The organism is Mycolicibacterium sp. SMGY-1XX (assembly GCF_059132455.1).
Map to the genome: position 1 here is coordinate 5,850,570 of NZ_CP101139.1, position 16,775 is coordinate 5,867,344.

Consider the following 16,775-nt stretch of genomic DNA (forward strand, 5'->3'; position numbering starts at 1 on the left):
GGGAGGAACGGGTGAGTTCGCGTCTGCTCGCGGGGGGTTCGGCGGGATTCAGTTGAGCCAGCACTCGCCTCGCCCGCTGTAGCGGTCCACGGCGGTGCGCCGGTCCATCACTCCGGCGTATTGCCGGTCGAACGCCGGGATCAGCGCGCGGTTCAGTTTCTCCAGATGGTCCTGCCACTGGCGCAGCTGCGGACCGCGCGCTTGCAGCTCGTCGAGCACGGCGCGCTCGTCGATGGTCGTCAATTGCTTGTCCTGCAGCACTATTCGCCCGTCGACCATCACCGTGGCGATGGAAGACCCGTTCTCCGAATACACCAGGTGTAGCTCGGGTTTGTTGCGCGGCGTGAAGGCCAGGGAGTTCATATCGTAGAACACCAGGTCGGCACGCTTGCCCACCTCGATACTGCCCGCGGTGCCGGCCAGCCGGGCCGACCGGGCCCCACCCAGTGTGGCTGCGCTCAGCACCTCCTGCGCGCTGGGCCACTGTCGGTAGTCGGGTCCGGTGACCTTGTGCAGCAGGGCTGCCGCTTTGACCGCCTCCGACATCCGGGCGGTGTCACTGCTGGACATGCCGTCGGTGCCGATACCGAGGTTCACCCCGGCGTCGAGGTACTTGCGCCACGGCGCGATACCCGAGCCGAGCTTGAGATTGGAGATGGGATTGTGGGACACCGACGCCCGGGTCTGGGCGAGGACGTCGACGTCTGAGTCGGTCATCCAGATACCGTGCGCCATCGTCACCCGTTCGTTCAGCAGGCCCAACGCGTGCAGATACTCGACCATGGTCTTGCCGTAGAACTCGCCGGCGGTCACCGCCTGCGTCCGCGTCTCCAACACGTGGATGTGGAACTCCAGATCGAACTGTTCGGCGATCTCGCCGATCCCGATCAGCAGCTCCGGCGAACACCGTTGCGGGGCAGACGGACCGAGCATGAAACGAAGCCGGCCATCGGCATAGCCGGCGTAGCGCTGGGCCGACGCCTTCGCGTATGCCAGGTACTCATCACCCCGCATCACCGCCACGGCATCCAGCTCGCGACGCAGATCCGGGTCGAGCACATCGGCCAGGAAGGGGAAATGGTCGACGAAGGGGCGATCCATGACGTGTCCGGAGATGTTGGCGCGGATACCGATATCGCGGTAGGCCTCGAACACAGCGGCCAGCTGATCCTCCGTCTGGCCGGGGATTTCTAGCACATCGTCGACCAGGGTGGTGACGCCGTTGCGCAGCGATTCGATGGCCACCAACTGGGACCGCAACCGGATCAGGTCGGCGGACACCGGGGCCAGGCCCAGTACCGGATAGGACAACAGCATCCAGTGCTCCAGCGGCAGGTTGTCCAGCCGCGCCCGGAACAACGCCTCCCACGAATGGGTGTGCGCGTTGACATAGCCAGGCACCACCAGGCGGTCGCGGCCGCTGAGTACGGTGTCGCCCGGCCGGATCTCGAGAGTGTCGGCGATGTCGGTGATCTCACCGTCGCGAACCCGGATCGAGCGGGTGACAGGGGCGGCACCGGTGGCCGCGTCCATGGTGAGGACCGTCGCCTGGTCGATCAGGTAGGTCGGGTTCACCGCTGCGCCCGTCGCCCGCCGATGGCTTCCAGCGCAAGGTAACTCGTGGCCGCCGCGATACCGCCGGCCAGCCACGACAAGTCGATGCCACCCATGAGCCCGGCCACCGGACCTTGCAGCAGCGGGATCATGCCGTACATGAACATCCAGGTGAACACGATGCCGATGCCCAAGGCGATCAGCGCGGTCGGTCGCACCGAGGGCAGCAGGCCCGCCTCCGGCGGGGCCAGCAGAGCGTGCGGGTCCACCTGTTGGCGGGCGATGACGAACCAGTGCACCAGCACCACGGCGGCCCAGGGCGCGAGCCAGCCGACGATACCGATCAACCACGCGTCGATGGTGGCCGCGAAGTTTCCGTTGAGCACGAACACCACGACGATGCCCATGGCGACCACACCGATGACGACATTGAGCACACGCCGGTCGATGCGGATGTCCAGCGCCTGCGTGGACACCGTGCAGGTGTAGATGTTGAGGATGTTGGTGGCCAGCGGGCCGTGCACCACCAGCAGCAGTACCGGCACGGCCAGCACGCCGTAGGCGTCGACGATGATCTCGCCGGGGTCGGACGAGGAACTCAGCGTGGCCAGCGTCGCGCCCAGCGCACCCAGCCACACCACCGGGATGAACTGTCCGAGCGCACTGGCCAGGAACAGCTTGCGTGACGGCACCGAGCTCGACACGAACCGCGAGTAATCACCCGCATAGCCCAACCAGGTGATGCCCCACCCGATTCCGATGGCCGTCATCACCGCGGAGATGGCCGCGATGTGCTCACCGGAGGTCAGGGCGGTGTCACCGGTGTGGCCCCAGTCGACGTCCAGACCGATCCAGGCGACACCGGTCATCGCCACCAGCACCAGGACGGTGGGTGGCACGGTCCACCGCTCGAAGGCCGCGATCACGCGGTAGCCGAACCAGGCGATGACCACCTGGATTGTCATGATGACGGCGGCGACGGCGAGGCGCGGTGCGGCCGAGGCGTTGTCGGGGTCCACCAGCCCGATCCGGCCGAGCAGCGCCATCACCAGATCCAGCACGATCCAGGTGTTCACGGCGCACCAGCCCATGCAGAGCAGAGCCTGCACGGCGGCGGGCACGTAGGCACCGCGACGGCCGAAGACGGCGCGCGACAACACCATTCCGGTGACGCCGGTGCGCTGACCGATCACGACGAACAGGCCGAACAACGACATTCCGATGACATTGCCGACGGCCAGCACCACGATGGTCTCCACCAGCCCGAGTCCCATGGTGACGCCCAGTGCGCCCAGCACCCAGTTGATGGGCGCGATGTTGGCGCCGGCCCAGATCCAGAACTGCCCGCGTAGATCGGTGGTCTTGCTGGATTCCGGGATGACGGAGAGCTCGGACTCGAGTTGCTCGGTCGCGGGCGGTTCCCCGGTGGTGAGAGCTGACATGGGCCGTTCCTGTCTGGTTGATGCATCGGACGGAGCGCGACGGTGCGTTGCCTCCATCGTCTGAGCAGCTGGGGTCAATTGGTGATAGACATTCTGTCTATAGATTTGTGGTTGTTGTATAGCTTCTGTACGGAGGTCGCGAATGCAGACGTCCATGAGTCTGCGCGACGTGCTCGACGACCCGGCGCTTTTCGCGGCGCGACCCCAGGTTCTCGCCGGGTGGGACCGCCTGGACACCGAGATCCGGTGGGTGCACACCAGTGAGGTGCTCGACATCGCCGAGTTGCTCAGCGGCGGCGAACTCCTGCTGGTGGCCGGGGTGATCCTGGGCGACTCCACCCCCGAGCAGCTGCACACCTATATCGATTCCCTGGCCGACGCGGGGGCCGCCGGTCTGGCGGTCGAGCGTCCGCGTGTCGGGGCCATCCCCGCCGCACTGATCGAACGCGCCGGCACCCGCGGCTTCCCGCTGATCGAGCTGACCGAAGTGGTGCGCTTCGTCGAAGTCACCCGCGCCGTCAACAGCCGGCTCGTCAACGAGTCGGTGCGGGCGTTGCACTTCAACGATGAGGTCACCCACCTGCTGGCCGGCGTGCTGGCCGCCCAGGGCGACCTCGATGACATGGTGACGGCGTTGAGCACGCTCAGCGGTTGTTCGATCGTCGTCCGCTCGGCCTCCGGTGCGGTGCTGGCGTCGGCCGACGTCGACGGTGCCCGCCCGCGCGGGTACGCCCAGGTGGCCACCATCGAGTCCGCCGGTGTCACCATCGCGACCCTGGAAGTGCTGCCCCGCCCCGGCGTTGACCTACAGATGGTCACCGCCGTCTGCCGCCGGGCCCCTGAATCGTTGGCGCTGGCGCTGCTGCGTTGGCGCCCGCTGACCCGTTCGGATCAGCATCTGCGCGAGGTCTTTCGGCTGCTGACGCTGGCCGAGGACACCAGCAGGCCGGCAGCGCTTCGCGTCGACACCGAGACGGCCTTGCGACGTGCCACCAACGAGCTCGGGTTTGCGCCGGGCGGCTGGTACGTCGGCGTCGTCGCGCTCAGCGTCGACGGTCCGCTGCAGGTCTCCGAGCTCGCGGCGGTGCTGCACCGTGATGACCGTCAGGTGCTCTCGGAGATCCGCGACGGCCGGCACCGCTCGATCGTCCGGTTCGACGGCCGCAGAACCGCCGGCTCGCTGACCGACGAGCTGGTGGCGCAGCTGTACTCCTCACCCCTGCCGCGCGCATTGCGGATCGGCGTCGCCGAACCCACCCGGGAGCTGCCCGCACTGGCCGAGGCGATGTCCACAGCGGCCACCGCGGCGCATCTGGCCACCGAGGCCGAGTTCGTCGGGCTGGCCCGCGATGTGGCGATCGATCACTTGCTGGCGCAGGTCGACGCCGGCGCGGTCGACCGCTTCCTGCGCGGAGTCCTGGGAGAGCTCCTGACCGTCGACCGGTCAACCGAACTCATCACCACCTTGGCGGTGCTGTTTCGCACCGGCTCGCGAGTGGCGGCGGCCAAGGAGCTCAACATCCACCGGCAGACCATGTATCAGCGATTGCACCGGATCGAAGCCATCCTGGGCCGGCGGATCGAGGACGCCGGCGCGTCGACCGGCGCCCTGGCGGTGGCCGTCGAATTGGCCGCCGCGCGCCGTCGCCTCAGCCGCTGATCGAAGGTCATCAAGAATCCGACAAGGTCGGTACCGGAGTCTCGGGCCATGCACACGACCTTGCTTCGCCGCACCGCCTCCGCGCTCCTGATCGGCGCGGCCCTCGCCGGTATCGGTCACCCCGCCGTCGCCGGCGCCGAGGAGACCGGGCTGCACGGCCACCCGGACACCGCCGCCGAGTACTGGAGCGAGCAGAGTTACGACGACTGCGCCATCATGGCCTCGGCGCACGTGATCGGAATCCTGACCGGCGACATGCCGGAGGAGGACGACATCGTGGCGGTGGCGGGCACCATCGCCAGCCGACAGCACGACGGCCCGATCTACGTGGTGACAGACTCCGATGACCCGGATGTCGGCGGAACCGATCCCGAAGACCTGCCAATCCTGCTGGCGCACTACGGTATTCGTGCCACCTACACCGACAATGAGGTCGCCGGCGCCGGCGGACTGCAGACGGGGCTGTCCGCGCTCGATCGGTACCTCGATGACGGCCGGGCGGTGATCGCGAGCGTGAACTCGTACAAGATCTGGAACGAGCCCGACGACGATGGCGGGGCCCACGCCGTCGTCGTCACCGGCGTCGACACCGACCGCGCGGTGGTGCATCTCAACGACAGCGGCACCGATGACGGCGCCGACGAGCAAGTGAGTATCAGCGTGTTCCAGTCCGCCTGGAACGACCTGGATCAGCGAATGGTTGTGACGGCCCCGTACTGACGCGCGTGCAGATTTCGACCAAAGTGATGCGTGACTGTGACCCTTGGCGTAGCGTATCGCCGTCAGCAAACAGGCGAAAGGAGGCCGGCATGGTCGGCAAGATCATCTTCTCGGCAGGCATCGCCGCGGCCGGCCTGGCGCTCGCGACGGCCGCCCCTGCACTTGCAGACGAGAACGACGACCTCTTCATCAGCGTGATCGACGGCGAGGCGATCCCGTATTCGTCCGCGGACAACGCCATCGTTCTGGCCCACGCCGTGTGTGATTACGTGGCGGCAGGACAGGCGCCCGAGCAGGTGGCCATCGAGATCAGCGGTCCGGCCAACTGGAGCGTCGAGCAAAGCGGCTTCTTCGTCGGCGCCGCCACCGAGGTGTACTGCCCGGCGTGACCAGGTGGGCCGGCGGTCAGTCGCCGGCCCCGACCGGCCGCGCCAGCGCGGCGGCACGGTCGGCATTGGCCAATAGTTGCGCAGTGCGTCGGGGCCACCAGAACAGCTCCAGCGCCGCGAGTATCAGGTAGATGACCGAGACGATGGCGCTACCGACAGAGCCCTGGACGGCATCCCAGATGGCGGTGCCGATCGCCACGATCAGGACCACCACGATCACCCAGCGCAGCGGTCTGGCCTGTGCTGCCGCGGCATGCAGGCCCTCGCGGTAGCCGGCCACCGCGGGAGCCAGACTCTCGTCGCCGATGCCGCGCCCCCGGCGCGCGGCGTCCACCACGGCCACTCGCTGGGCCCCGTCGAGATCGCGAGAGTCGGGCCAGTATTTGACCATTCGGCGTGACATCCAGGTTCCCGAGCCGACGCCCAGGATGACGACGACGAGGACGCCCGCGAGCAGCATCCCGGAGTCCAGCCAGGCCAGTGCGCCGAAGAAGAAGCCGACGCAGAGGCCGATCGTCACTCCGCGGCGGAGTGAACCCCCTCGCCAACCGGCGGCCGGAACGGTGAGCACCCGGTCATTGTGACGCCGCCGGCGTCGTGGCGCGGCCGAACCAGCCCGGTGATGGCCTCAGTCTTGGGCGGGGTGTTGGTCGTAATGCTTCACCAGGCCGGCCGACTCGGCGGCGTCGACCTGACGTTCCCAGCCGATGAAGGCTGCCGCGATGATCGTGATGGCCGTGGCGAATCCCAGTGTTGCCGGCACCATCTGTGTCGAGCCCTGCTCGCCGGCCAGGGCGATGCCCAGCAGAAGAGCGACGAACGCCCCGGCCAGCGCGCAGCGCAGTGCGGTCGCCTTGCGGTGCGGCGCTCTTGTCGTCGTAGCCGTGCGGCTACGGCGCTGGATCAGATCGGACATGACTCCACAGTGCTGCCGATAGGTAAGGAAGCACCAAGGGTCCGCTATGGGTATGGCCTGATTTCAGCGGCCGGTCAGAATGGCGTATTGCGCGGCGATCTGCTGCTGCGTGTCCGACAACGAGTCCCCGTAGGTGTCGAGCGCATACCGATCGGTCACCGCCGAACAGAAACTGCGCATTTCGGGCAATCCCGGTACGTCCAGTGTCAGGCACCGGCTGCCCGGAACGCCGGCCACCGGTTCGGCGGGAGTCCCGTACTCCGTGAACGCGTCCACCCGGTTGTCGCTGATCCGTTGTGCGGCCTGCCCGTCGCGAGCCTCGTAGAACGACACCCATCCGTTCACCCAGTTCGTCACCCCCGCGTCGGCCAACAGCCCAGCCGCGACGGTCGGGTCGTCCTCGAAATGGAGGGTGGCGCGTGCGTCGTACACACCCGGCATCCCGGGGGTGATCTCGGCGGGCGGGATCGGCAACGCCTTTGCCAGCAGGCCGGTGGCGTCAAGCGGCTGGGTCGGCAGCAGGGCCGGCGGTGTCGGCACGAACTGGTCGATCAGGGGGGCCTGCCGGTCCAGCGCCGCAGCGGCCAGTGCGGCGGCATCCTCGACACCGTCGGCGGCACCCGCCCGTTGCACGATCACGTACGGGCCGTGAGCGGTGAACGACCGCACCAGAGTGCTGTGTCGGCCGGCTTCGTCGACGAATGGATAACTCACAGCGGGGGTTTCGGGGTGCCCCGGCACCACCGCGGGGATCACCGGACCATCCGGCTGCGCAATGTCGGCCGCCACCGTCGCGAACTCCGCCGCGGCAGCGCCGGCGATCTGGGGGTCGGCGAAGCGGAGAACTGTGATGCGCAATTCCTTGCCGGGCCCCCGGCGCCCGCTGGCGAACCCGTCGATCACGTTGTGTCGCGCGCCGACTTCGGCCAGCTCCGCGGGTAGCTCCGCGAACAGCGACTCGGCGCCGTCGATGACACCAGCACTGTTGGTGAAGGCTTCGGTGAGCGTCGGATCCACTTCCCACGGGCCGACGACGAAGGCCGCCAGGCGCTGCGCTTCGACCCGCGCGCCCGCCTGCTGCGTGCCGGCGAGGCCGAGCGGGGCACTCGGTGTGGTCGGATAACTGCCGACATCGAGTGGACTGTCCACCGGCTCGGCGCTGGCAACGGCGGCCGAGGCCACCATCAACCCCGCCAATACCGCAGTGGCACCGAACAACCGGACTGATTCCCCGACTCTGTTGGTCACGCCAGCTAACCTACCCGAGCCTGTGCGTCCGCTGAGGGACGGTCAGGTGCGGCCGCGTTTCGGAGTCTGGTTGGCCACCCCGTGCCGAAGCGGTGTGTTCGCGGGAGCCGCGGTGGCCTCCTGTACGGGCGACCCGCCGGCCGTCCCGCTGATGTCCGGCGCCCGTGTCGGGTCTCCGCCGGAAGGCTGCGCCCCGGCCTGGATTTCGCGTAGGCGCGCTTCCACGATCTCGAACACCGGCACTCTGGCCGCGTGGCCCGCTTCGTGCGTGAGGATCTGGTTCAACCCGTCCTCGTCGAGCGAGCGGATGCGGTGGCGGATGTCGCCCAGCGACATCTGGTCGTAGTCGGGCAGTGGTAATCCGTGCGAGTCGCTCATCGTTGCTCCGTCTCTACTCGACTACCTGGAACAGTGAATCGCCGTCCTCGGGTGAGCCGTCGATCTGTCCTCGGTGGGTTCCCGGGTCGTCCAGCGCGGCGTCGGCACCGATCACCCCGTCCGGGCTTCCTGGCGTGCCGTCGGCGTCGGCCAGAACAATGTCGTCCGGTGTCACATCGGGGACCTCTTCGGACAGCCGTTGGTCCAGGGACTCGCCCTGTCGTTGTTCGTCCGCGGAGATGCCGAACTTGGTGACACCGCTCCAGCCTTCGGGCGGGTCCACCACGTCATCGCCGTCGGCGTTGCGCAACTCGTCGGAGTCGGTGGCCTCCATGGGACTCAGCATGTCGTCGGCACCACCCAGGTCATTGGCGGTGATGCCGCTGGCGTCGTCGGTGGTCATCTTCTCTCCTCACGTCGGGCGGCCTGACCTGTGCAGCGATAGCCTGCACGGCGCGGTCTAAACCCGATGAGTGAGATCGTCGTCCCGACAGGGACTTTCACCGGCGTGACGATCAGACATCCAGAACCAAGTGCTGCTCCCCGGGTGCCGCCCGGGACACGCAGACCAGAATCTGACCGGCGCGGCGCTGCTCGTCAGTCAGTGTGTGGTCGCGGTGATCCACCTCGCCGGCCACCACCCGTTGAACACAGGTGCCGCAGAAACCCTGCTGGCACGAATAGCTGATATTCGGTCGTGCCGCGCGCAGCGCAGCCAGCGCACTCTGGTCTCCGGCCACTGGAACCACCTCGCCGTTGCGCAACCGCAGGTGGAACGGCTTCCCGTCCACCACCGGCAGCGGCGAGAACCGCTCGACGTGCACCTCGGTGCCCGAATCGACCGGGATTGCCTGGCGCACCTTCTCGGTCATCGCCGGCGGCCCGCACACGTAGACCGCGGTGGCACCGTCGACCCCGTCCAGCAGTTCCTCGGCGGTGGGCAGGCCCAACTCGTCATCGGTGCGCACCCGCACCTTGTCACCGAATGCGAGCAGCTCGTCCAGGAACGGCAGACTGTCCCGGCTGCGGCCGGTGTAGCACAGCGACCACGGCACGCCCTGGCGGTCGGCGAGGCGCACCATCGGCAGGATCGGCGTGATCCCGATGCCGCCGGCGATGAACCGCAGCTTCTCGGCGCGCGACGCCGATCCGGGCAGCGGCATCATGAACGCATTGCGGGGATCGCTGATCTCGACGACCTGCCCCACGGTCAACGTGTGCGCCTCGGCGGAGCCACCGTCGCGCCCGATCCACCGCACCGCGATCCGGTACTCGTCGGCTTTCGCGGGGTCACCGCACAACGAGTACTGCCGGGTCCGTCCCGACGGCAGATGCAGGTCGATGTGGGCCCCGGCGTGCCATGCCCGCAGCGCGGTCCCGTCCGCCGATGCCAGCGTCAGTTGGATGACGTCCTGGTCGCGGGCCACCTGGCGTCGGTCCGCCACCCGCACCGCCCTGCGGTTGACAGCCACCGGAAGCTCGGGCAGCTCCTGATCGCCGCCGAGTCGCGTCACCACCGACACGAAGTGCGGCACCGCCATGCCCGCCACCCGGATCAGCAGGTCCGGCCGGCCCGGTCGGTACAGACCGGGCGGCGGTTCACCCACGTAGGGCCTGAGCAGACGCGCCAGCCGACCCCGGCCGTCAGCCATGGATGGCGCGGGCAGCCGGAGACGTCGCCAGGTAGGCAACCGCCTGAGCGGTGCTGCCCTCGTCGACCGGGCTGTAGTCACGTTTGAACAGCCGGCCCGCGGCACGCACGATCATCCCGCCGGTGGGGATGGCTCCGCGCGCGCCGGAGGCACGCAACTTCCACAACAACCGCGGATAACCGAGATTGGGTAGTGCGGGATCGGCATGCACCAGGAACTTGGTGCCGCGCAACACGATTCCCACCAAAGCGAAGCTGACGATCACCCCGGAGAGGGCCTGGGCCAGGTAGTCCATGTTGAAGTACTTGGCGACGTTGTAGGACACATGGCGGTGTTCGACTTCTTCGGCACCGTGCCAGCGGTACAGGTCGGCCAGCGTGGGGTCCACACCCATGTCGTCCCAGGAGTTGTTCAGCGCCCAGTGCCCGAGGACTCCGGTGAAGTGCTCGGCGGCGCACAGTGCATGGGTTCCCGACGCCAGCGCCCGGCGCCGGTGCTTGGGCGGGATCTTCGCCATCTGCTGGTCGTACTGCCCGGCGACCCACTCCAGTTGCGCCAGGAAACGGGCTGGATCGATACCGTGCCGCAGCAGATAGTCCACCAGAACCCGGTCGTGGGTCTTGGCGTGCACGGCCTCTTGGCCGATGAAGCCGACAATCTCCTCACGCAGGTGGTCAGCGCGCACGTACTCCAAGGCGTCGGAGAGCAGCTTGCTGAACCATCGCTCGGCGGCGGGCAGGAAGAGGTTGAGGGCCGTCACCGCATGCGACCCGTAGGGATCGCCGGGGATCCAGTGCAATGGGGCTTCGTCCAGCTGGAAGTGGACGTTGCGCGGGCGCAGGGCGATCTCCTCGGGTGCCATGCGATCAGCCGCACCCGTGGTCACACCATTCTCCGGTCCCAAGATGTCTCCTATCCCTTCCACTGTCCCAGACGCGCCGCCGTGGCATAACCCCATTCCGCGGGTTTAAACGGTCGACTCTTCAATGCATTCGTTGCCGACGGGCCGGCGGATGGTTCTTGCATCGGGAAGCGAACGGCGCCAAGCACATTCCTGCGCCAATTGTCACGGTTGCATTCGTTTGTCCAAACCGATCCAGGCGTGCGGCTGGTCCGGTATCCATCACAGTGACGCGGCGTGTCGACGCCGGAAGGAGCCGCCGCCACCAGCAACGGGAGGAGCGCACCAATGGTCAGAACACACATCGTCGTCGCCGGGGAAACGCTGTCGGCATTGGCCTTGCGCTTCTACGGTGACGCCGAACTGTACCGGTTGATCGCCACCGCCAGCGGCATCACCAACCCCAACGTGGTCAACGTGGGACAACGGCTGGTCATGCCGGACTTCACCCGGTACACGGTCTCCGCCGGAGACACCCTGTCGTCGCTGGCATCCCGCTTCTACGGTGACGCAGAGTTGGACCGGTTGATCGCCGGCAGCAGCGGCATCTCCGAATCCAGCGCCCTGTCCCCCGGGCAACGGCTCATCATCCCCGATCTCACCAAATACACAGTGGCCGCCGGCGACACCTTGTCGTCGCTGGCGACCCGCTTCTACGGTGACGCTTCGTTCTCGTCTCTGATCGCTACGGTCAACGGCATCTCCCCTACCGGCCCACTCAACGTCGGGCGGGTGCTGGTGATCTTCGTCGGCCGCACCGACGGGTTCGGCTTACGGATCGTCGACCGCAACGAGAACGACCCCCGGCTGTGGTACTACAGGTTCCAGACGTCGGCCATCGGGTGGAACCCCGGCATCAACGTCCTGCTCCCCGGTGACTACCGCACCAGTGGCCGGTCCTATCCCGTCCTGTACCTGTTCCACGGCGGTGACGCCGACTTCCGGCAGTTCGACTTCTGGGGTATCCGCGACCTCACCGCCGGAAAGCCGATCATCGTCGTGATGCCCGACGGCGGGCGGGCGGGCTGGCACTGCAACCCGGTCGCCTCCTTCGTCGGGCCGCGGAACTGGGAGACCTTCCACATCGGTCAGCTGCTTCCGTGGATCGAGGCCAACTTCCGGGTGTATCCGGAGTACAACGGGCGGGCGGTGTCCGGGTTCTCGATGGGTGGCTTCGGGGCGCTGAAGTACGCGGCCAAGTACTACGGCCACTTCGCGTCGGTGAGTGCGCACTCCGGTCCGGCCAGCCTGCGGCGTGATTTCGGTTTGGTGGTGCACTGGGCGAACATCACCTCGGCGGTGCTGGATCTGGCCGGAGGCACCGTCTACGGGGCGCCGCTCTGGGACCAGGCCCGGGTCAGCGCCGACAATCCCATCGAGCGCATCGAGAGCTATCGGAACAAGCGGATCTTCCTTGTCGCCGGCACCAGTCCGGACCCCCTGAACTGGTTCGACAGCGTGAACGAAACCCAGGTGCTCGCCGGTCAGCGGGAGTTCCGCGAACGCCTCAGCGCGGCCGGCATCCCCTCCGAATCACATGAGGTTCCCGGCGGGCACATCTTCCGGCCCGACATGTTCCGTCTCGACCTCGACGGCATCATCGCGCGGCTGCGCCCCGCCCACACCAGATCGGCCGATGACGCGCTATGAGGTTCCGGTCGACTCGACGGCCGACATGTTCGCTTCGCCGTCCACCAGCGCAACGGTGTCGCCGATGTTCACGGTGACGACGTGCTGGTCCTCGACGAACGGCAACCCGAGCAGGCCATGGAAATCGTCGGTCCTGACGAAGGTGTGGGCGCGGGCGAACAACGGATGCACGTCGAACACCCGAACCTGCAGCTGCTCACGGGTGAGCCGGCCCAGCTCCCTGCCGGATTCCGGGTCGGTGATCACCTGGCCGTCGTCTGCGTACACCGCGAACACCATGCCCGGCGTCACACCGGCCTCGGCGCCACGGTTGATCACGAGTGTGTAGTCGTCCTCGACGAGGGCGATCTGTCCGGTGAGTCCGCTCACGAAGCCGCCAGTGAGTTGCTCTCTCGCAGCATCGTTTTCGAGGTCGATCCGACGCGGATCCGCGGCCGCGAGTCCTCGGGCAAGGATACGCCGACGAGTTCCGCGCCGTCCTGCTCGGTGCCGAGCGTGAGTTCGACGGCAGTCTTGGCCTGGAAGAGGGCGATCACGGCCTGCTGGTGACGCTCGGTGCCGAACGTCGTCAGGGCCGTGGCGAGCTTCTTGTCGATGTACTCGACGGAACGGTGCAGCTCCGAGGTGGCCGGTGCGGTTTCGCGTGACGCCTGCGGAGCGCCAAGTCCGCTGTACCAGCGTTGCCCCATGGCACCGAGGACGAGCGCGCTCACCGGGATCACCACCACCGTGCAGATCAGGCCCAGGGTGTTCTGCAGCGCTATCGCACCGACCAGTCCCAGGAGCAGGAGCAGGCCGGCGACGAGGAACAGCAGCAATGCCGGTGGTACCGCTTCGAGCGCACGCCACAATCGGGTGACGTTGCGCCCAGCGAATCGCGCGACGACGGCGACGGCTCTGGCGATGCTCGACGCGGCGTCGACGGCAATGCGCCCCATCTTGTCGGCGTGTTTGCGGGTGACCGGGGCCTTGGGCATCACCCAGACCTTTTGCTGCGACGGTGCGGGCTCCACCGGCTGGTCGTTCGCCGTCGGCGCCGCGGCGGTCAGCGCATCCTGCGCCACGTTAGTCACATTTGCAACATCAACCACATGCGCATCATCCCGCGATCGGCGTCGGATCTCCTCCTGACGCGCCGTAGGGACGCGAGGTTTGGATCAGTGCGCTGCATCGCGGCAGATGCTGGTCATGGAACTCCCTCATCGGGAAGTTCCTCCAGCCCTTCGCAGAGCGGTCGGTAATCGATGTCCGGGGACACCCACTCCGACCACTGGCGACGACTCATGTTGTGAGTCAGTTTGTTGCACAGGTCGTCATGCCACGCGGCCGGACCGGGCCAGATCCAGGCGCTGACGGTTTCGTCGGGCGCGATGTTCAATGTGAGAACTCGGCGGTCGTCACCGCTGAACACCACGCCGGCCACACTGTCTGTTCCGGCGTCCAAGGGATCGCCGACCGGTCGGCCCTGCACCAGATCCGAGAACCGCAAGGTGTGATCCATGCTTCCCGACGCGATGAACCGGCCATCAGCTGTGATGGCGATATCGCCCACCGCATCGTCGTGCGCGGTGATCGGGTCACCGATGGGATCGCCGGTTTCAGCGCTCCACCGTCGTATGCTCTTCGCTCCTCCGGTTACGAAGAGGTCTTCCTTTGGGCTGACCACCAGACTCCCGAACAAGTTCAGGCCCGACTGCGGATCCCCGATGAGTTGTCGGGTCTGAGCGTCCCACAGTCGCAGAGAGTCGAAACTCGAGGAGATGACGCGCCGTCCGTCCGGCGTGAATCCGACGTTGTTGACGACGTCCCGGTGACCTGTCAGCGGCGCGCCGATCGGCAAGCCGGTACTCGCGTCCCAGAACCGCAGGGTGTTGTCGGCTCCGCCGGCGGCGACCGTATGCCCGTCAGGACTGAACGCCACGTTGCCGAAGTACACCTCGTACCCGCGCATGGGCTCGCCGACCGGGCGACCGGTATCGGTGTCCCATACGCGAATCGTCTTGTCCTCGCTCGTCGAAAGAACTCGGCGGCCATCCGAACTGAACAGGAGTTGCACGATGGTGCCGGTGTGCTCGGGAAGCGCCGTCCCAATTTGCCGGCCCGAATCGACATCCCAGATTCGAACCGTGAGGTCCGAGCCTGCCGACGCGATACGACGGCCATCCGGGCTGTACACCGCGAAGTCGACACCACCTCGGTGGCCCCACAACGGGCTTCCCACCGGCCGGCCGGTCTCCGTCTCGAAGATCCGCAGCGCCCCATCCCCGTAGCCTCCTACCATCCGGCGGCTATCAGGAGATATCGCAATGCTTTTCGCGAACGGGACTGCTCCATCAACCGATGGGGACCCCACCACCTGGCGACCACCGGATCGATGGTTGTCCGCATTCCATACTCGAACCGTGCCGTCGTGGCTGCTCGAGACAATGCGATTGCCGTCGAGGCTGAATGCCAGGCTGGTGACCGGTCCTGTGTGCCCTACCGCGGCGCCCATTGGCCGGCCCTGCTCGACGTCGGCCAACCTGATCGCCGGGTCGACCCCGCTGAACGCGATCCGGCGGCCGTCCGCGCTCAGCGCGATGGCTGTCACCGCCGACCGATCAGAGGCGATGATGCCGGCAGGTGCACCGGTGGACGAGTCAGAGATCCGGACCTGGCCGGCGTTGTCGCCGCTGACCACGCGTCGGTTGTCGGGCAGGAACAGGACCGCGTTGACGTCGGCCCCGACGTCGACCGGCTGTCCGTACCGCGACTGAGTGCCGGTGTCCCAAGTCAGGATGGTCCCGTCCTCGCCCCCGGAAACGATTCGCTGCCCGTCGGGGCTGAATGCCACGGAGTTGACCGTGCTCGAATGGCCGGTCATCGGGGCGCCGATCTCCGCCCCGGAGTTGGCGTCCCATAGCCGCACGGTCGAATCCGAGCCGCCGGATACGATGCGCTGCCCGTCCGGGCTGAAGCCAACGCTCGTGACAAAACCTCGGTGGCCTCGGAGCGGTTCTCCGATGGCCGTGCCGGCGTCATCCCAGATTCGCAACTGAGCCCCACCGGTGACGAGGCGGCGACCGTCCGGTCGGAACGCGATACTCATGTCGAGCAGCAGGTTCGTGTCGAACAGATTCTGACGCTTGCCAGTCTCACTGTCCCACATCCGCACTTGGGATCCAGCGGTCGCGATCTGCCGGCCGTCCGGGCTGAAGGCCACATCAAAAACCGGGTTCAGCTCGCGCGTCGTGATGGCTTCAGGGACCACATCAAATCCGGACAGCATCGGCTTCCCGGTGATGATGACCTTGTTGACGTCCGAGGTGAGTTCGAGAGTACGCAGCAGGACGCCCGGGTCGGCGGAGGGCGAAAGACTCTGTGAGGCAAGGGCTTCTTGGATGGCACGCACGGTGTCAGGCGCACGGCTGGCGGTCGATTCGGTTCGCGAGTGCTCCGCCAGCCGGGTGGCCGCCGCCTGAAGCGCTTGTTGGTCAGCGCGGTGCATCTGGAACACGGCCAGCCCACTGACGGCCAGCACCACCATGAAAATCGCAGCGATCACTTGGTGGCGACGTCGTTCTGATTTCGCGATGCGCTGCGTCAGGTCGTCGGTGGTTGACCCGACGATGCCGGCGACCAGTTGCACCCAGGGCGAGCCACGGGTCACCTTGGCGCGTCTGCCTTTACTGTTCCACGCCCGTGTCAGGTCCGCCGCAAGAGGGCCGTCGCCGAGAGCGACCTGCAGGGCATCGGGAAACGCCCAGTCCGCTGGATCGACGTTCGGGTCATTGTTCGGGCCCCCGCCGATCAATGCGGGCACAATACCTTCGGCGTCGCGCAGCTCGGCGAATCGGTTGATCTCCAAGCTGACGTATCCGGAGCGGCGTGCGGCAGGCGAACACAACACCACAAGCGTTCTGGAGTTCAACAGATGCAGTTCGAGTGCCGGGCCCAGACGGTTGCCCGTCATATCGCTGAGGTCGCGAAATACGTTGAGGTGTCTTCGCCCGAGCCGTTTACGCACTTCCCGTGGCAATGGGTACTTCTCGAGGTCTCGCTCGATCTTGTCCGCCACCGCGGCGTCGTGACGGGAGTAACTTATGAAAACGTCGAACTGCATTCCGTCAGGTGAGTCGCGCATGCCACCCTCGGTGGAATCCGTGGGAATGTCGGTTTCACCGGCATCGTCACCGGCTATCGCCCGCGAGTGGGAATGGACCAGGGATTGTCGGGTGGCAGCATTCTTGCGAAGGTGCATTCGACCTCACTCCTCTCGATCCCCG

The 16,775-nt window shown here is 67.0% G+C and carries 16 protein-coding genes; 4 read left to right on the plus strand and 12 right to left on the minus strand.

What is annotated here, in order from left to right; genetic code table 11:
• Positions 1 to 48 precede the first annotated feature (48 nt).
• Together NL241_RS27980 and NL241_RS27985 are read right to left on the minus strand one after the other, a co-directional pair.
• Positions 49 to 1,575, minus strand: a complete 1,527-nt coding sequence (locus NL241_RS27980; protein ID WP_494395636.1) for an amidohydrolase family protein — start codon at positions 1,573 to 1,575, stop codon at positions 49 to 51.
• Positions 1,572 to 2,996 carry a cytosine permease gene (locus NL241_RS27985; RefSeq protein ID WP_487692812.1) on the minus strand — a complete coding sequence of 475 codons (1,425 nt, stop codon included), beginning with the start codon at positions 2,994 to 2,996 and terminating at the stop codon, positions 1,572 to 1,574. The genes NL241_RS27980 and NL241_RS27985 overlap by 4 nt, the downstream gene beginning before the upstream one ends.
• Before the next feature lie 154 nt (positions 2,997 to 3,150).
• Between NL241_RS27985 and NL241_RS27990 the strand changes: the two genes are divergently transcribed.
• The 3 genes from NL241_RS27990 (at position 3,151) to NL241_RS28000 (ending at position 5,765) form a co-directional block, all read left to right on the plus strand.
• The gene (locus NL241_RS27990) at positions 3,151 to 4,656 is read left to right on the plus strand and encodes a PucR family transcriptional regulator (protein ID WP_494395637.1); all 1,506 of its coding nucleotides are present in this window, start codon (positions 3,151 to 3,153) and stop codon (positions 4,654 to 4,656) included.
• 48 nt (positions 4,657 to 4,704) lie between these two features.
• Positions 4,705 to 5,376, plus strand: coding sequence for a C39 family peptidase (locus NL241_RS27995; RefSeq protein WP_487692810.1), 672 nt, complete (start codon positions 4,705 to 4,707; stop codon positions 5,374 to 5,376).
• An 89-nt stretch (positions 5,377 to 5,465) separates the two neighbouring features.
• Positions 5,466 to 5,765 (plus strand): DUF732 domain-containing protein, encoded by a 300-nt coding sequence (locus tag NL241_RS28000; RefSeq protein WP_494395638.1) that lies wholly within the window; start codon positions 5,466 to 5,468, stop codon positions 5,763 to 5,765.
• A gap of 16 nt (positions 5,766 to 5,781) precedes the next feature.
• On the opposite strand, the gene NL241_RS28005 is transcribed toward NL241_RS28000, so the two are convergent.
• The 7 genes from NL241_RS28005 to NL241_RS28035 all read right to left on the minus strand — a co-directional run bounded on the left by NL241_RS28005 (position 5,782) and on the right by NL241_RS28035 (position 10,845).
• Positions 5,782 to 6,285, minus strand: a complete 504-nt coding sequence (locus NL241_RS28005) for a hypothetical protein (protein WP_494395639.1) — start codon at positions 6,283 to 6,285, stop codon at positions 5,782 to 5,784.
• A gap of 108 nt (positions 6,286 to 6,393) precedes the next feature.
• Positions 6,394 to 6,681, minus strand: coding sequence for a hypothetical protein (locus NL241_RS28010; RefSeq protein WP_487692807.1), 288 nt, complete (start codon positions 6,679 to 6,681; stop codon positions 6,394 to 6,396).
• A gap of 63 nt (positions 6,682 to 6,744) precedes the next feature.
• A complete protein-coding gene (locus NL241_RS28015) occupies positions 6,745 to 7,929 on the minus strand; it encodes a DUF7373 family lipoprotein (protein WP_494395640.1) in 1,185 nt (394 codons plus the stop codon).
• Positions 7,930 to 7,971: 42 nt separating this feature from the next.
• Positions 7,972 to 8,307, minus strand: coding sequence for a DUF8129 domain-containing protein (locus NL241_RS28020; protein ID WP_487692805.1), 336 nt, complete (start codon positions 8,305 to 8,307; stop codon positions 7,972 to 7,974).
• A 13-nt stretch (positions 8,308 to 8,320) separates the two neighbouring features.
• On the minus strand, positions 8,321 to 8,710 hold the full coding sequence (locus tag NL241_RS28025; RefSeq protein ID WP_487692804.1) for a hypothetical protein: 390 nt from the start codon (positions 8,708 to 8,710) through the stop codon (positions 8,321 to 8,323).
• A gap of 112 nt (positions 8,711 to 8,822) precedes the next feature.
• Positions 8,823 to 9,959 (minus strand): PDR/VanB family oxidoreductase, encoded by a 1,137-nt coding sequence (locus tag NL241_RS28030; protein ID WP_487692803.1) that lies wholly within the window; start codon positions 9,957 to 9,959, stop codon positions 8,823 to 8,825.
• Positions 9,952 to 10,845 carry a metal-dependent hydrolase gene (locus tag NL241_RS28035; protein WP_487692802.1) on the minus strand — a complete coding sequence of 298 codons (894 nt, stop codon included), beginning with the start codon at positions 10,843 to 10,845 and terminating at the stop codon, positions 9,952 to 9,954. The genes NL241_RS28030 and NL241_RS28035 overlap by 8 nt, the downstream gene beginning before the upstream one ends.
• 303 nt (positions 10,846 to 11,148) lie before the next feature.
• On the opposite strand from NL241_RS28035, the gene NL241_RS28040 reads away from it, so the two are divergent.
• Positions 11,149 to 12,510, plus strand: coding sequence for an alpha/beta hydrolase-fold protein (locus NL241_RS28040; protein WP_487692801.1), 1,362 nt, complete (start codon positions 11,149 to 11,151; stop codon positions 12,508 to 12,510).
• Here the strand turns inward: NL241_RS28040 and NL241_RS28045 are convergent.
• From NL241_RS28045 to NL241_RS28055, 3 genes are all read right to left on the minus strand, one after another.
• Positions 12,505 to 12,879, minus strand: a complete 375-nt coding sequence (locus NL241_RS28045; protein ID WP_487692800.1) for a hypothetical protein — start codon at positions 12,877 to 12,879, stop codon at positions 12,505 to 12,507. The two genes, NL241_RS28040 and NL241_RS28045, sit on opposite strands and share 6 nt — an antisense overlap.
• Positions 12,876 to 13,574 carry a hypothetical protein gene (locus NL241_RS28050; protein WP_494395641.1) on the minus strand — a complete coding sequence of 233 codons (699 nt, stop codon included), beginning with the start codon at positions 13,572 to 13,574 and terminating at the stop codon, positions 12,876 to 12,878. Before NL241_RS28050 ends, NL241_RS28045 begins: the two co-directional genes overlap by 4 nt.
• A gap of 122 nt (positions 13,575 to 13,696) precedes the next feature.
• The gene (locus NL241_RS28055) at positions 13,697 to 16,750 is read right to left on the minus strand and encodes a TIR domain-containing protein (RefSeq protein WP_494395642.1); all 3,054 of its coding nucleotides are present in this window, start codon (positions 16,748 to 16,750) and stop codon (positions 13,697 to 13,699) included.
• Positions 16,751 to 16,775: the final 25 nt, after the last annotated feature.

Bases quoted from the DNA above. Each gene is read 5' to 3' on its own strand.
- NL241_RS28040 (WP_487692801.1), top strand. From the start codon at position 11,149: ATGGTCAGAACACACATCGTCGTCGCCGGGGAAACGCTGTCGGCATTG.
- NL241_RS28025 (WP_487692804.1), bottom strand. From the start codon at position 8,710: ATGACCACCGACGACGCCAGCGGCATCACCGCCAATGACCTGGGTGGT.
- NL241_RS27985 (WP_487692812.1), bottom strand. From the start codon at position 2,996: ATGTCAGCTCTCACCACCGGGGAACCGCCCGCGACCGAGCAACTCGAG.
- NL241_RS28055 (WP_494395642.1), bottom strand. From the start codon at position 16,750: ATGCACCTTCGCAAGAATGCTGCCACCCGACAATCCCTGGTCCATTCC.
- NL241_RS28010 (WP_487692807.1), bottom strand. From the start codon at position 6,681: ATGTCCGATCTGATCCAGCGCCGTAGCCGCACGGCTACGACGACAAGA.
- NL241_RS28030 (WP_487692803.1), bottom strand. From the start codon at position 9,959: ATGGCTGACGGCCGGGGTCGGCTGGCGCGTCTGCTCAGGCCCTACGTG.
- NL241_RS28020 (WP_487692805.1), bottom strand. From the start codon at position 8,307: ATGAGCGACTCGCACGGATTACCACTGCCCGACTACGACCAGATGTCG.
- NL241_RS28000 (WP_494395638.1), top strand. From the start codon at position 5,466: ATGGTCGGCAAGATCATCTTCTCGGCAGGCATCGCCGCGGCCGGCCTG.
- NL241_RS27990 (WP_494395637.1), top strand. From the start codon at position 3,151: ATGAGTCTGCGCGACGTGCTCGACGACCCGGCGCTTTTCGCGGCGCGA.
- NL241_RS27995 (WP_487692810.1), top strand. From the start codon at position 4,705: ATGCACACGACCTTGCTTCGCCGCACCGCCTCCGCGCTCCTGATCGGC.